This is a genomic window from Pseudomonas gebzensis (genome assembly GCF_034427815.1).
Classification (GTDB): domain Bacteria; phylum Pseudomonadota; class Gammaproteobacteria; order Pseudomonadales; family Pseudomonadaceae; genus Aquipseudomonas.
The window spans coordinates 181050-196059 of the sequence record NZ_JAXQNS010000005.1 but is presented as its reverse complement, the minus strand read 5'-3'; the positions used below and the strand labels follow the sequence as shown (position 1 = coordinate 196059).

Genomic DNA, 15010 nt, shown 5'->3' with positions numbered 1-15010 from the left:
ATAGGCAGTGTATCGGCGGCCACCGGCAAATCTTCACAGGGGCTTGCGAGCATGGACGCAGGTACCACCCCACCGGGGCAGGTAGTGCAACCGAACAATGACTACAGCCAGATTGAGGAGTAGCCTCTCGCTGCGCTTCACTATAGGAGTCTATGCATGACCATCCGCCGTACCAAAATCGTCGCCACCCTGGGCCCTGCCAGCAACTCGCCGGAAGTGATCGAAAGCCTGATCCTGGCCGGCCTTGATGTGGCACGCCTGAACTTCTCCCACGGCACGCCCGACGAGCACAAGGCTCGTGCACGGCTGATCCGCGAAATCGCCGCCCGCAACGGCCGCCACGTCGCTTTGCTGGGCGACCTGCAGGGTCCCAAGATCCGCATCGCCAAGTTCAGCAACAAGCGCATCGAGCTCAAGCTGGGTGATCGCTTCACCTTCTCCACCGCGCACCCGCTGACAGACGGCAACCAGGAAATCGTCGGCATCGACTACCCGGACCTGGTCAAGGACTGCGGCGTTGGCGACGAACTGCTGCTCGACGATGGCCGCGTGGTCATGCGCGTCGAAACCGCCACGGCTGATGCCCTGCACTGCGTGGTGCTGATCGGCGGCCCGTTGTCCGACCACAAAGGCATCAACCGCCGTGGCGGTGGCCTGACTGCGCCAGCCTTGACCGAGAAAGACAAAGCCGACATCAAGCTGGCGGCGGAAATGGACCTCGACTACCTGGCCGTGTCCTTCCCGCGCGATGCCAAGGACATGGAATACGCCCGCAAGCTGCGTGACGAGTCCGGCGGCAGCGCCTGGCTGGTGGCCAAGATCGAGCGTGCCGAAGCCGTCGCCGACGACGAGACCCTCGACGGCCTGATCGCAGCATCCGACGCCGTGATGGTCGCCCGTGGCGACCTGGGTGTGGAAATCGGTGATGCCGAGCTGATCGCGATCCAGAAGAAGATCATCCAGCACGCCCGCCGCAACAACAAAGCGGTGATCGTCGCCACGCAGATGATGGAGTCGATGATCCAGAACCCGATGCCGACCCGTGCGGAAGTGTCGGACGTGGCCAACGCCGTACTGGACAACACCGATGCGGTGATGCTGTCGGCCGAAAGCGCCGCGGGTGCCTACCCGATCGAAGCCGTTCAGGCCATGGCGCGCATCTGCCTGGGCGCGGAGAAACACCCGACCAGCCAGAAGTCCAGCCACCGCCTGCACACCACCTTCGAGCGCTGCGACGAAAGCATCGCCCTGGCGGCGATGTACACGGCCAACCACTTCCCCGGTGTGAAGGCGATCATCGCACTGACCGAAAGCGGCTATACCCCGCTGATCATGTCGCGCCTGCGCTCCAATGTGCCGATCTACGCACTTTCCCCGCACCGCGCCACCCAGGCGCGCGCCTCGATGTTCCGTGGCGTGTACCCGATCGCCTTCGACCCGGCGGCGCTGCCGGCCGAACAGGTCAGCCAAGCGGCGGTGGACGAGCTGCTGCAACGTGGCCTGGTCCAGCAAGGTGACTGGGTCATCCTGACCAAAGGTGACAGCTACCACACCATTGGCGGCACCAACGGCATGAAGATCCTGCACGTCGGCGATCCGTTGATCTGATCTGTGATGATTCACCGTTGACCGAAAGGGCCGCATTGCGGCCCTTTTCTATTGAGCTCGAGCACGCTCGCGCTTGGCGGCAAGCCGTGCCAGCTCACGGGCCCCTCTTCACCTATCGCGCCACCCCCCTTCGCGGGCACATCGCGGTGGCGGACCCGTGTCCTACCCTGAAGGGGTAAACATGTCGGCGAACAACTGGCTCCTGGGCAGGCCGGCCATGAACAACGCGCGGGCGAACTGTTCGACCGTGTCGGGGGCGCCACAAGCCAGGACCAGTGCCTGCCGCGGCAGGCCACGCAGCCCCGCCAACGCCTCTGGCAACTGCTCAGGCAGCCCGTACTGCACACTGATTCCACCCACTTCAGCGGCCAGCGCGTCGAGCGCTTGGGCCAGGTAATGCCCCTGCGTGGAGTGCGCCAGGTGCAGCACCCGGATTGGTCCTGCATGCTCCTGGCGCACGGCCTCACGCAGAATGCCCCACAGCGGCGCCAGGCCGGTGCCCGCCGCCAGCAGCCATAGCGGGCGATCCTGCCAGTCGCGATCATAGTGCAGCGCGCCACTGCGCAGCTCGCCAAGGCCCAGCTCATCGCCGACCCGCAACTGCCGAGCCAGGTCACAGAAGGCGCCGGGGCGACGGCAATCGATGTGAAACGCCAGGCCGCGATCTTCACCCGGCACACTCGCCAGGGAGTAAGGTCGTGCAATCCCATGGCGCCACAGCACCACATGCTGCCCGGCCTGATAACGCAACGCCCGGTCCGGAAGCAGTTGCAGGCGCAGCACATCGCCGAGCCAGTCGATCTGCTCCACCCGCGCGGGCACTGCGTCGCTATGCGGGTCGAAGGGCGCCACCTGCAGATCACCCACTACCCGGCACTGGCACGCCAGGCGCCAGCCCTCGGCGCGCTGCTGGGCAGACAGCGCCTCAGGCCGGGCATCCTGCGGCTCGCCGTTGAGGCAACGCACCAGGCAGGCATGGCAGCGCCCGGCGCGGCAGCTGTAGGGCACGTTCAGGCCGGCCTGATTGAGCGCGTCGAGCAGGTTGCTGGCGTCGGGCACCGACCAGCGCCGCAGGCCCACGCAGAGTTCGGGCATGGTGAACACTCTCCAGGGGTATGGCGTACAGCATGGCATGGACAGGCGCAAAAGACTGCTGCCCGCGCGCGCCAGCGCAGGTGTTACAAAGGGTAAGGCGCGGTATAATGCCGCGCCTTTTTTCCGTGGCGGCCTGACCCGCCGACACCTCTTGCAAGGCACTTCGGCCCGCAGCGTGCGAGCGTCGAAGGCCTTTATGAATGTTCCCGTCTTTACAGAGGAGCGCGCTGCATGACCGTGATCAAGCAAGACGACCTGATTCAGAGCGTCGCCGATGCCCTGCAATTCATCTCGTACTACCACCCCGTCGACTTCATCCAGGCGATGCACGAAGCGTACCTGCGTGAAGAGTCGCCCGCCGCGCGCGACTCCATCGCCCAGATCCTGATCAACTCGCGCATGTGCGCCACCGGCCACCGTCCGATCTGCCAGGACACCGGCATCGTCACCGTGTTCGTGCGCGTGGGCATGGACGTGCGCTGGGACGGCGCCACCCTGAGCGTCGACGACATGATCAACGAGGGCGTGCGCCGCGCCTACAACCTGCCCGAGAACGTCCTGCGCGCCTCGATCCTGGCCGACCCGGCCGGTGCGCGCAAGAACACCAAGGACAACACCCCGGCCGTCATCCACTACTCCATCGTCCCTGGCAACACCGTGGAAGTGGACGTCGCCGCCAAGGGCGGCGGCTCGGAAAACAAGTCGAAGATGGCCATGCTCAACCCCTCCGACTCGATCGTCGACTGGGTCCTGAAAACCGTCCCGACCATGGGCGCCGGCTGGTGCCCGCCGGGGATGCTCGGCATCGGCATTGGCGGCACCGCCGAGAAAGCCGCGGTGATGGCCAAGGAAGTGTTGATGGAATCCATCGACATCCATGAGCTCAAGGCCCGCGGCCCACAGAACCGCATCGAAGAGATCCGCCTGGAACTGTTCGACAAGGTCAACCAGCTGGGCATCGGCGCCCAGGGCCTGGGCGGCCTGACCACGGTGCTCGACGTCAAGATCATGGACTACCCGACCCACGCCGCGTCCCTGCCGGTGTGCATGATCCCCAACTGCGCCGCCACGCGTCACGCCCACTTCGTGCTCGACGGCACAGGCCCTGCCGAGCTGCAAGCGCCGTCGCTGGACGCCTACCCGGAAATCGTCTGGGAAGCCGGCCCGAGCGCGCGTCGCGTCAACCTCGATGCCATCACCCCGGAAGAAGTGGCGAGCTGGAAGCCGGGCGAGACCATCCTGCTCAACGGCAAGATGCTCACCGGCCGCGATGCCGCGCACAAGCGCATGGTCGAGATGCTCAACCGTGGCGAGCAACTGCCGGTCGACCTCAAGGGCCGCTTCATCTACTACGTCGGCCCGGTGGACCCGGTCGGTGACGAAGTGGTCGGCCCCGCCGGCCCCACCACCGCCACGCGGATGGACAAGTTCACCCGCCAGATCCTCGAACAGACCGGCCTGCTGGGCATGATCGGCAAGTCCGAGCGCGGCCCGACCGCCATCGAAGCGATCAAGGACAACAAGGCCGTGTACCTGATGGCCGTTGGCGGCGCTGCGTACCTGGTGGCCCAGGCGATTCGCAAGTCCCAGGTGCTGGCCTTCGCCGAGCTGGGCATGGAAGCGATCTACGAGTTCGAGGTCAAGGACATGCCGGTCACGGTGGCGGTCGACAGCAACGGTGAATCGGTGCACATCACCGGCCCGGCACTGTGGCAGAACAAGATCGCTCAGAGCCTGGCGGTGGAAGTGAAGTAAGCGCTCCATGTGAAGCTGAAAACGCCCGACATTGGCGTGACGCTGTTCACTGAAGATCAAACGCCGCGCCTCCTGAAAGGGAGCGCGGCGTTTTGGCGTATGCCCGGAAGAATGACCCTGCGTGCGTCTATTGAAGCCATTGGACACTGCACGCGCCGAACTCGGGAGGCTTTGTACGAAAAGTCTTGAGACGAAGGTCAGGCGAGGCCGATGGCGACCCCGCAAAAACCGGCGAGCAAGTGCAGTGTAGTGGAGTACATGAGCATTACGTCGGGGACGCCTAGTCGGGGGCGCCTAGCCGGGGACGCCCAGTCGGGAACGCCCAGGCGGGACCAGCCCTCCGGCCGCTTTCCAACGCAGCATGAACGAGTATCAAAGTTTTTCGTACAGAGCCTAAACGGTGCCTGGGCCAAGCGTCGTTTATGCACATGCTGAGCTTCCCCATATTATCCGCCCTCCTCACAGACTCCCCGCAAGCCTTGGCACCTGCGCCCAGCGCCTAGGTTCTGTACGAAAAGCCTTGAGACGAAGGCCAGGCAAGGCGAAAACGGCCGAGGACGCGGAGTGTACTGGAGTACATGAGCATTCCGAGGGCGTTTTCAACGCAGCATGGGCGAGTATCGAGGTTTTTCGTACAGAACCTAGGTCCAGTACCTCGATACAGCATCTTACTACCGGCATGTTCTGCGGCACTTAGCCACCTGGCATCAATGCCAGTTTCGCCGGTCAAACGTTGCCCATTACGCTCTTCTCCACTATTCACATGGAGTACAAGAGCATGACTTCCACACCGCCTCTAGAGAACGGGCCTCTGCCTGTTCTTGAACAACTCACAATGTGTCTGAGCTCTCGCAGCGATCGCGTCTACAACAATGGCCGTCAGCAAATCGAGCTGAGCGTTCTACTCGCTCCGGGTGACGATTCGACAGTCACTACCCTGCAATGCGACTCGATCGGATTGGCCTATCAAACTGCGCAGGGCGATTGGGTACCACTGAGCACTCAGTCCGAACAGCATGGGTGGTTCTATACCGCAGAGCACGATGATCGTTATGATTATTACCCTGCGATCGCCAACTTGGCAGTTCCCATCGAAGTGCCGAGCAAGGCCCATCTAAAACGCCTTTATGTACACAGCCTGGCCGCACCTGGCCAATCCCTTACACTGCGTGCGTACCTTTCTCTGGCGTCTGGCGAGTGTATTTATTCCAACAGCGAGTTCGCTGTCACGCTTTATACTGAAGCCTCGCCCACTTATGTATTCCCGCAAGATTATCGGTGGCAACCCCACAACCGCGTCCACGATCGACTGTTCGAACAGGATATCGAACGAAGTGACAGGTTCGTCTGCGAATATTCGCTGCGCCCACTGCATGTCGAGTTTTCCTCCGCTCGACTTTCATCAGCCCCGCCAGCGTTCGAGCATTTGCTTCGCTGGGATACCGCGCCGGAAAACAACGGTGCGACCCTTGTCAGTGTCGTGCCGCCGAATTCGACGACCGTTGCCTACGCGCCTGAACTGAACGCGCTTACTGAGCTGAATTCGCGCCTGGTGGAAGAGGTGCTGTCGTCTACCGAAGGCCAGCTCATCGTATTGATGCAAGGCGCCCCCCAGGTACCGCGCGCGGTGATCGAATCGGTAGCGCAGCCACCGTTGGAACTCGAAGCCATTGATCGCTACGGCGCGCTGCATCGTTTGGCGGTGGACTTTGCGACCGCCGAAGATCGCTTTGCGATGACCGCCTTCACCCGCCCAGCGCCTGTCCAGCACGATATCGCCAACATCACGTATTTCAGAGTCGCCGGCCGCGGCATGAGCCATGATGCGGCAAGCTGCAAGCTCTACAACAACGGTTACCAGCAGACCTACGTCACCGTCACGCTCGAGGCCGAGGACAGCGTAGGGCAAATTGTCGACGTTCCGGAAAGTGTGCTCGACAGCATTACGCTGGTGAATTACGAAGATGGTCGACCACTGCCAGGCTCGTACACGTTCAGTCGCGTACAAAGTGAGACCGACAGACGTTTTGATTATTACCCGAATCAATTCAAAGACGCTCAGCCTTCTGCTGATTTGCCGCGCAGCCAGTCCTTCCGTTTATTCATCAAGACGTCGAACCCTCTGAATATCCGCGTGGCCGCTCGACTGGCAATAGGCATGAAGACCTACCATACCCACGACAAAACATTACCTGCAGGTGAGGGCAAGACCTCGTCTGGACGTTCGAATACGTCGGCAATTATCGAACCCAAGGCTCAGGACTATCATTTCGATAGACAGGAAGACTATGAGCTTAAAAGATTCGACAGCTCAGACCCGCTGGATTTTTTCGTCAGAGACCTGGACCGATGGGAACTTAAGTTTGGGCCTAATACCAATCATCGCATTGCCTATTTTGCAACCAACGGCCTCGCGCTCTGGGATTATATAGGCGAGGGCACGACCAACTGGATACAGCTATTCCCTATCACCCGTTCACGCAACGTGACTGCAAACAGGCTTCATGTCTCACAGACCATGAGCAAAAATCCTGACAGCTACTGCTTAGCCAGAATCAAAGCCAGGGCCTACTGGAGAGAGGGTGAATATAACGGAAACATGAAGTACTGGGCGACCGTTTACGATGAAATGGGCAACTCACACAAGGTCACCGTCCGCACGATGGACAACATGAATCTGCTGAGATTGTAAAAATCCCATCCATCATTTTCTCTTTTCAGGACTCGGATATGCAAACTCACGATATACCCCAATTCTGGCTAAACACGTTCACCGTTGAACTGTCATCTGCAAGCCCGCATTTGTACGGCAACAGCCGCCAGCAGGCGGAACTTAGGTTGACGGTTGAGGTAAATGCCGGTCAGCTCCCACTCACGCCAGCGCAGCTCGCCAGCTTGACCCTGGTACTCGAGCGCCCCGACGGCACTTACGATCAATTGCCGCACAGCGGGGGTAGTGGGCTGGCCTGGTGGCAAACAACCGAACGAGACCCGGATTTCGACCTGATGCCTGGCGCAAATCGGACCGGGGCATTATCACCACCGCCGGCAACCGCCGTGAGCAAGATGATGTATGTCTCCACATCTCAACCTGGAGGCAGCAACGTCAAACTCCGGGCACGTATTCAGAAAGACGAAAACACCGTTTATTACACCGACGACGCCAATGGCTTCGACAGCTACGTCACGATTACCACGGTACGTCCGCCTTATTTTGGTGAAAGCGACTACGAATGGCAGAAGACCTATGACAGGGGCAGTGTCAATAACGTGTTCCTGCATGAGTATTCGTTACGCCTGAAACATGTCGGCCTTTCTCCCCGATCCACGTTAGTCACCCCAGGCATGATTCGCTGGCACATCAATCACAGCACAGAAACCTACGCCACGTTCGTCGGCATGGCACGCCCCGGCGACAGCACCATTATTTACGACACCCTCATCGACACCGGTCCAGTGTTCGAACCCGCCACACGCGCCCAGACGCAAGGCAGGGACTCACTGATTCTGGTCCTCAACGGCGCCGACAACATTCCGTTCAATCGAGAGGGCTTGGCTCAAGGCGGGCCTTGCGAAGTCGTTCTGGTCGATCGACACGGCAATGACCATACGGTGCGGCTCAGCTTTGCTGAATCCGAGTCGGCGCTGGAGCGACGTACCAAGGTGCAGGTGAGCTACCCCTCGCACCGTTCGCTCGATGCGCTCAACCCTTAGCTAATGTGGACCTCTGCCTGGCGTATGCACCTGCGCCAGGCAGCCCCGCGGACCCGGAAGAACCCCGCATGCCCCACTCGATCAACACTGCATCCCCCCACAGCGCATCGACGCTCAACGCCAACAGCATCCACACTCAGGCCCATAATTTCCTGCACAGCGTGCAGACCAGTGCAGACCCGCGCACAGGCCAGTTCAACCTGGCCATCAGTGTGCCGCTGGGCCACGCCAATGACATGGCAGGGCCATCGTGGGCATTCACCCTCGCCTATAGCGCCCTTGCCTCTGAACAAGACAACGGCTTCGGGCTGGGCTGGGCACTGCAATACAGCCAGCTGACCCTGCGGCAGAACATTTGGAACCTGCAATTGTCTTCCGGCGAGACATTCGCCGTGGACCTGGACAAATCCGATCTGCAACCAGGCGGTCAGTTGGCCTTCCACGACTACAAGCTGCGTGCCATGCAGGTAGGCATCGATGCCGTGCAACCGCCTGGCGCAGACCCGACGTTCCGTATCGTGCACAAGTCAGGCGTGCAGGAACTGCTGCGCCGCCCCGACGGACGCGGTGACGCTTACGTGCTGCACGAACTGCGCAGCCCGGAGGGTCGCCGTTTGCAGTTCGACTGGTTGCCCGCCAATAACGTGATGCACCTGTACCAGGTTCGCGATGAACAGCGCGTGCTGGCTCGTTACGACCGCGTGCAACGCCGCCTGATTCTGGAACCGGACTCTGCCGACGAAGCCGCCGTCCAGTTCCTGCTCGCAAACAGCCAGTTGTCGCGGCTGCTTCTGCCTGAGATCGAAGCACCGTTTACCTTCACCTACCGCAACCAGACCGTGGGCAACCAGCGGCTGTGCCTGCCGACCCATCTGAGCGGCCCACTGGGGGCCACCGATGTCATCAACTGGAGCCAGACGCTCGAAGCTTCTCATCGTCTGCCGGCCAAGGCACCCATCGATTTCATGCCACGCGTGGTCAGTTGGCTGCACAGCGATGGTCTGATGGCCCCGGCCCTGCTACGCCGCTACAGCTGGGTGGGCTCGCGCAACTACCTGGGGGGTGGCAGCGCTCAGGATTTCGATTGGCAGACGGGTCGCGATTCGTTGTATCGGCTAACGATCCCCTACGAGTACAACAACGTCGAAACCCAGTTCAGCGGCGATACCCAGGTGCTTCGAAGCTTCTTGGCGCTTGAAGCGCAAGCGAGCAGCGATCCTCGGATCGATAGCCAGGCAAGCCTGGACAGCCTGATCGAAACAGGCGCAGTCACGCCGCTGACCACCATCACTCGTACCTGGGATCGACACCACCTGCAGCTCAAAGAAATGACGCTGACAGGCGACTGCCAAACCCTGCAAGAAACGGTCTACGGCATCGACTATGACAAGCACTGGCTGGACCAATCGCCGCAATGCCAATTGCCGCACCTGACGCGCACGACCTACACGGACCTGCGTACCCAGGCCTCTTACACCGAAGAAACGACCCACGAGTACGACGTTTTCGGCAACACCTTGACCACCCGCCTGCCAACCGGCGTGGTCGAAGTGAGCGAATACTACCCGGCCTGCGGCGCAGTGCCCGGCTGCCCGTACGACGCCTCGGGCATGGTTCGCTATCTGCGGCAAAAGACTGTCTATCCGCCGCTCGACAGCCCAGGGCAGGCGCCGGTGCTGTGCAGTCGCTATCAGTACCAAGCCCTGCCTTCACTGATCGCGACTGACCCCGATCATGCCGTGGTCTGTCTGGAGGAGCTGGTAGACGCCACCACAGGTGAAGTACTGGAAAGCACGCGCCAGACCTACGAGCGCGATGACCTCGCCCACTATGGCCGAGAGACGTCGGCAGTGACCACGCTCAATGGCAAAGCGACGACAACGCGGTTTGACTACGCCGTCATCGAGTACCCCGACACGGCGCGGGTGCTGCGCACAGAGACCTGCATCCAAGGCTTCGAGGGCTCGGAGGTGGCCGAATCCGTCACTTGTTCCGAACGCGCCCTGAAGACCGGGCTCACCCGTTGCGACACCAGTGCGGCCGGCGCCCGAACCGACTATTACTACGACACGCTGGGCCGCATCGTGCGTACGGTCGTCGCTGCGGGCAGCCCTTACGAGGCTGAACGTCGCTGTCGCTATCACTTTGCTGATGATTTTGTGACGCAATACGCGCCGCGTCTGAATGACGGCTCCTTGGCGGTGCACATGGCCATCGAGGAAGCGGATGCCACAGGCCAGCGCACACGGACCTGGATGGATGGCAGCGGTCGAGCGATCCTGGTGCAGCTGGAACACCTCGACCACAGCCCTGGACTGTTCGCCGACACGCTGCAGCTGCGCTACGACGCCTGGGGCCGCGAAGTAGAGCGTATCACTCAGGACTGGGACGACAACGGCAAACCCTTGTTCACCCTGACCTCCAGCACTGCCTATGACGATTGGGGAAACCCGCGGGAGCAGACCAGCCCTACCGGCATCGTCTTGCACACTGTCAGCGACCCGATCCAGCGCACACTCGAGCGCTGGCTGCAAAGCCCATCGGGCGCCGTCACCGGCCGCCAGGTAACCACTCTGAATGGTGCGGGTAGCCCGCTGCTGACCCAGGTGTTCGACGACCAGGGTCAGGTGGTGCGCACTGTCGATTACCTGCGCGACGGTCTGGACCGCGTGATCCAGGAACGCACCACACCCTGTGATGGGCCGCCTCGGTTGACCCAGTTCGAATACGACCACTACGGGCGAGTCACAGCCCATTCGCAGCATTTCAAACACGTGGAACAACCCCAGGTACGCACCGTCCGCCGGCAATACGCCAGCCACAGTGACGGCGACCACCCTGAGTCGATTTCCGTCGACCTGCGCCATGGAGGTGAACGATGAAGCCTGTAACCCCCCCACGCTTTGCCGACATCGGTCTGCAGCGTTTCGACGGCCTGGGCCGCCAATCGAGCGTGACGGTCGGCGGTCGCACCACCGGCTATCACTACGTGGCAGGACAGCTACCGCCCAGCGCCAATACCTTGGCCAATGGCCAGCGCGTCGAATTTTCTTATATTGCGGCGCTAGACAACCCCGTAGAGCACATCCAGCCCAGCGGTGAACAGGACAATCGGTTCACCTACGAGCGCTCACTGGCGATGATCCGCACCTGCGAAGGTCCGTTGGGCCTGCAGACCATGACCTACAGCGCTGCGGGCAGACCCAAGACCGACACGTGGCGGGTGGACGGCACCGAGTACATGACCACCTGGCAACACAGCCTGGGAGGCCAACTGCTGGGCTACGAGGACGCCGACAAGGTGCTCCATCAGCGCACCTTCGACCCGTTCGGGCGTCTGTGCAAAATCGAAGTCGGCGATATCCGCTGCACCCTCACCTACGACGAGTTCTCGCGACCCAGCACCTACACCACGCTGGACACCGCCAGCGGCCGCCAGCTGGTGCAAACCCTCAGCTACGACGCGATGGGCCGTGAACGCACGCGCGATTTCGTCGCCATCGTCAATGGCCAGACCCGGACCCACGTTCAGACCCTGACCTACACGGCACTGGATCAGGTGCACACCCGCCACTGGCAAGACGACACCCGCCAAGGCCAGGAATGCTTCACCTACGACCTGTTAGGGCGGCTGCTGACCTGCACTGCCGATCCGGCCATTGCACCGCTCGACCCGTTTGGCAACGCCGTCATCGCGCAGCACTTCAGCTTCAATGCCCTCGACGGCCAAGAAACAGTGCTGAGCACCTATGCCGATGGCAGCCAGGATCTGGCGACCTACCGCTACGACAACCCCGACGATCCTTGTCAGGTGAGCCGTATCGAGCACACGCATGCGAGCTGGCCTGCGCTGATCAGCCTGGAATACGACGACTGCGGGCGCCTGGTGCGCGACAGCCTGGGCCGTCAGCTGAGTTGGGACGGCCAGGACCGGGTGACCCGCGTCGAGTACCGCGGACAGGTCTGCGACTATGGTTACGACCCCAGCGGCAACTTGTGCGACAGAACGGTCGACAACCAACGTACGCGCAGCTTTTTCAGCGCCGGACAACTGACCCATGAACAGTGTGGGGTGGCGACTCTGCGCCCGATCGGCGCTGGCGGACAGTTACTGGCCCTCGAGCGATTGACCGCAGGTGTGCGCCAGGGCAATGCGACCTTGCTCGGCTGTGACGCTCAAGGCAGCGTGCGCCTTGAGGTCGAACAGGCGGCCAGGACCCGCCGCTACACTGCCCATGGTGCAGCGTTCGATACGTCTTCGGACGACAACCCGTTCGGCTTTGCCGGCGAGCGCCGAGAACCGTTGACGGGGTGGTACATCCCTGCCGGTTACCGTCCGTATGACCCCCTGCTGATGATGTTCCTGGCACCGGACAGCCAAAGTCCGTTCGGCCGTGGCGGGATCAATCCCTACGCCTATTGCGCAGGTGATCCGATCAACCGCATCGATCCGGACGGCCATAGCTGGCTGACCTGGGTCGTGGCCGGGGTCGGTCTGGCATTGGGCGCGGTGGCCACGGTTGCGACCTTCGGCGCAGCCGCGCCAGCCTTCGCGGCGGTGATGGCCGGAGGCATATCCGCGGTGACGGCCAGTGGCGCGATGGCCATGGGGGCTGCGACGTTGGGCGCCATTTCGCTGGGCACCGGGGTTGCGTCAACCGTGCTCGAAGCGCTCGACAAGGATTCGAAGGCGGCCAGTATTCTGGGGTGGGTGTCGTTAGGCACAGGCTTGTTGGGCACTGGACTGGAGATGGCGCCCAAAGCCGCGAGCGCTACCGCCAAGCTCACGCGCAAGGCAGGCAAGGCACTGCGCAGTACCCGCGCCCGCGGCAAGCCTACCCAACTGGCAGGCGGCGGGGGAGGCAGTGTGGATCTCCCCCCACCAACCTCATCCCAACCGCCACAGAGTGTTGTTGGGTTCTATGGCAATTTCGACGGGCAAAAAAGCGGAGCGTTCATCACGCATGGCGATAGCTTCGGATATCTGATGGACACTAGAGGCATGATGGGGCCGCCAGAGATCATCGCCCAACAACTGATCGCCCCTTCGATCGCCGCGTTTGCCCAAGCGGGTAAGCTCGACGTGAACAGGCCTTTGGTGCTCATAGCCTGCAATGCAGCGGACTCTGGGGCAGCTCAGCGAGTCAGCAACTTCCTTGGCATGAAAGTCAAGAGCCCGTTAGGTGAAGTGCGGGTTCCTCGATTCAAAGACATGCAGACCAAAATGCTGACGGGGGAGGGTCTGGACACGATCCTATCTAAACGCTCGACGCTGCCTGCGAATCTGCGCAGAGACCTGCCCGACCAGGAGTACGTGCCTGTGCTATGGCGCATGTTTTCACCGCAGCACCCGGCCTGATCTCAGGTTTGCCATGAAAGGGCAAACTGCTGCGGCCAATCCTCACGGATGAGCACCTGGCCAAACCGACGAACGCGGCGCACGGCATCCAGGTCCACCGCGCAGAACAGCCACTGGCCGGTGCCGGGGGCTGTTCTGTCACTTTGAGCGACAACCCCATCGGCCGGCATGCCATGATCGGGCGGCACGAACAGCCCCGCCCGCCCGATGTTCTCATCCAGCGCCGGTGACCACGGCGCCAGCCCCACAGTCGGGCTTTGCAGCACGGCGATCTGGTTCTCCAACGCCCGCGCCTGAGCGCCGATGCGCACGCGGTGGTAGCCGGCTTCGGTGTCGGTACAGCTGGGGGCGAGGATCAGGTCGGCGCCGCCTTCGGCCAAGCGGCGGGCGAGCATGGGGAATTCGTTGTCGTAGCAGATCAGGATACCCAGCCGACCCATCTCGGTGTCGAAGACCGTCAGCCCCTGCCCGGCGCTGATGTGCCACTGCTCCTTTTCGAAGCGGGTCATCATCAGTTTGTCCTGATAGCCCAACACGCCCTGTGGGCCGAACAGCCAGGCGCGGTTGCGGTAGCGGCCATCCGCGTCGAGCACCGGCATGGTGCCTGGTTGCAGGTACACGCCGTGCGCTCGGGCGATGCCTTGGCAGAGCTCGAACCAGCGCGCAATCAGCGGCTGGATGCCGGCGATCGAGCCCTGCAGATCGCTGCGCTGCTCGGCCGGCAACTGCCCACTGAGCACCAACCCCGCATATTCAGGCAGCAACAGCAGTTGCGCGCCGTGCTGGGCCGCGTCGGCGCACAACCCTTGCAGGTGCGCCGCATACGCGTCCCAGGTCTCCAGTAGCTCGATGGCGTACTGGCAGGCCGCCAGGCGAATCATGCCGGCAGTGCCTTGAGCCAGAACGACATGATCTTGTCCGAGGCCTGGCTCTCGTCCAGGTCGCGCCAGGCATAGCGGGTGCGCAAGGACGGCTCATGCAGGAATCCACGGTTGCGCCAGAAACCCTGCAGCGGCTTGTAGTCGCTGGGGCGCAGCGGATGCCCGGAGGGGCGCTCGACGGCGCAGAACGCGCAGTAGTCGAATTCGGCCAGCTTGTGCGCATAAGACTCGCGCTCAATGAAGAAGCGCACTCCCAGGCCCTGGTTACGGTACTCGGGCAGCACCAGCGACTCGCCGAAGTAATACACCGAGTTGGGGTCGCGGCCTTGTTCGAGAAAGGGTTGCTGGAACTCGGCAGCCTGGTCCACCAGCGGCAGGCCGGTAGAGGCTCCGACCACCCGGCCGTCCTCCAGCGCCAGCACCAGCAGGCTGCGACCGGAACGTGCGTAGTGGGCCAGGTAGTCGGTTTCGTACTCCAGCGTGCCGTCATAGAGGTAGGGGAACTCACGAAACACCGTCAGGCGCAGGCGAGCGAGGTCATCGATGTAGGGCGCTATCGCAGCGCCATGCAGCAGGCGGATTTCCATGCGAAGTGGTC

9 protein-coding genes are annotated in these 15010 nt (G+C 62.2%); 6 read left to right on the top strand and 3 right to left on the bottom strand.

Annotated elements, in window-relative coordinates; all coding sequences use genetic code 11:
• Positions 1–156: 156 nt before the first annotated feature.
• Positions 157–1608 (top strand): pyruvate kinase, encoded by a 1452-nt coding sequence (pyk, locus tag SJI00_RS11770; protein WP_322461883.1) that lies wholly within the window; start codon positions 157–159, stop codon positions 1606–1608.
• A gap of 162 nt (positions 1609–1770) precedes the next feature.
• On the opposite strand, the gene SJI00_RS11765 is transcribed toward pyk, so the two are convergent.
• On the bottom strand, positions 1771–2703 hold the full coding sequence (locus SJI00_RS11765) for an iron-sulfur-binding ferredoxin reductase (RefSeq protein WP_322461882.1): 933 nt from the start codon (positions 2701–2703) through the stop codon (positions 1771–1773).
• A 231-nt stretch (positions 2704–2934) separates the two neighbouring features.
• Here SJI00_RS11765 and SJI00_RS11760 point away from each other — a divergent pair, with 231 nt between their 5' ends.
• From SJI00_RS11760 to SJI00_RS11740, 5 genes are all read left to right on the top strand, one after another.
• Entirely contained in the window at positions 2935–4458 is a 1524-nt protein-coding gene (locus tag SJI00_RS11760; protein ID WP_322461881.1) for a fumarate hydratase, read from the top strand.
• Positions 4459–5236: 778 nt separating this feature from the next.
• The gene (locus tag SJI00_RS11755; RefSeq protein WP_322461880.1) at positions 5237–7150 is read left to right on the top strand and encodes a hypothetical protein; all 1914 of its coding nucleotides are present in this window, start codon (positions 5237–5239) and stop codon (positions 7148–7150) included.
• Between the two features lie 38 nt (positions 7151–7188).
• A complete protein-coding gene (locus tag SJI00_RS11750) occupies positions 7189–8172 on the top strand; it encodes a hypothetical protein (protein ID WP_322461879.1) in 984 nt (327 codons plus the stop codon).
• Between the two features lie 68 nt (positions 8173–8240).
• Positions 8241–11054 (top strand): RHS repeat domain-containing protein, encoded by a 2814-nt coding sequence (locus SJI00_RS11745; protein WP_322461878.1) that lies wholly within the window; start codon positions 8241–8243, stop codon positions 11052–11054.
• On the top strand, positions 11051–13531 hold the full coding sequence (locus SJI00_RS11740; RefSeq protein WP_322461877.1) for an RHS repeat domain-containing protein: 2481 nt from the start codon (positions 11051–11053) through the stop codon (positions 13529–13531). Before SJI00_RS11745 ends, SJI00_RS11740 begins: the two co-directional genes overlap by 4 nt.
• A 2-nt stretch (positions 13532–13533) precedes the next feature.
• Here SJI00_RS11740 and SJI00_RS11735 read toward each other — a convergent pair whose 3' ends face one another.
• Positions 13534–14412 carry a carbon-nitrogen hydrolase family protein gene (locus tag SJI00_RS11735; RefSeq protein ID WP_322461876.1) on the bottom strand — a complete coding sequence of 293 codons (879 nt, stop codon included), beginning with the start codon at positions 14410–14412 and terminating at the stop codon, positions 13534–13536.
• A complete protein-coding gene (locus SJI00_RS11730; RefSeq protein WP_322461875.1) occupies positions 14409–14999 on the bottom strand; it encodes a GNAT family N-acetyltransferase in 591 nt (196 codons plus the stop codon). The genes SJI00_RS11735 and SJI00_RS11730 overlap by 4 nt, the downstream gene beginning before the upstream one ends.
• Between the last annotated feature and the right edge of the window lie 11 nt (positions 15000–15010).

Coding starts and splice junctions, on each gene's coding strand:
- pyk (WP_322461883.1), top strand. CDS start 157: ATGACCATCCGCCGTACCAAAATCGTCGCCACCCTGGGCCCTGCCAGC.
- SJI00_RS11735 (WP_322461876.1), bottom strand. CDS start 14,412: ATGATTCGCCTGGCGGCCTGCCAGTACGCCATCGAGCTACTGGAGACC.
- SJI00_RS11730 (WP_322461875.1), bottom strand. CDS start 14,999: ATGGAAATCCGCCTGCTGCATGGCGCTGCGATAGCGCCCTACATCGAT.
- SJI00_RS11765 (WP_322461882.1), bottom strand. CDS start 2,703: ATGCCCGAACTCTGCGTGGGCCTGCGGCGCTGGTCGGTGCCCGACGCC.
- SJI00_RS11750 (WP_322461879.1), top strand. CDS start 7,189: ATGCAAACTCACGATATACCCCAATTCTGGCTAAACACGTTCACCGTT.
- SJI00_RS11760 (WP_322461881.1), top strand. CDS start 2,935: ATGACCGTGATCAAGCAAGACGACCTGATTCAGAGCGTCGCCGATGCC.
- SJI00_RS11745 (WP_322461878.1), top strand. CDS start 8,241: ATGCCCCACTCGATCAACACTGCATCCCCCCACAGCGCATCGACGCTC.
- SJI00_RS11755 (WP_322461880.1), top strand. CDS start 5,237: ATGACTTCCACACCGCCTCTAGAGAACGGGCCTCTGCCTGTTCTTGAA.
- SJI00_RS11740 (WP_322461877.1), top strand. CDS start 11,051: ATGAAGCCTGTAACCCCCCCACGCTTTGCCGACATCGGTCTGCAGCGT.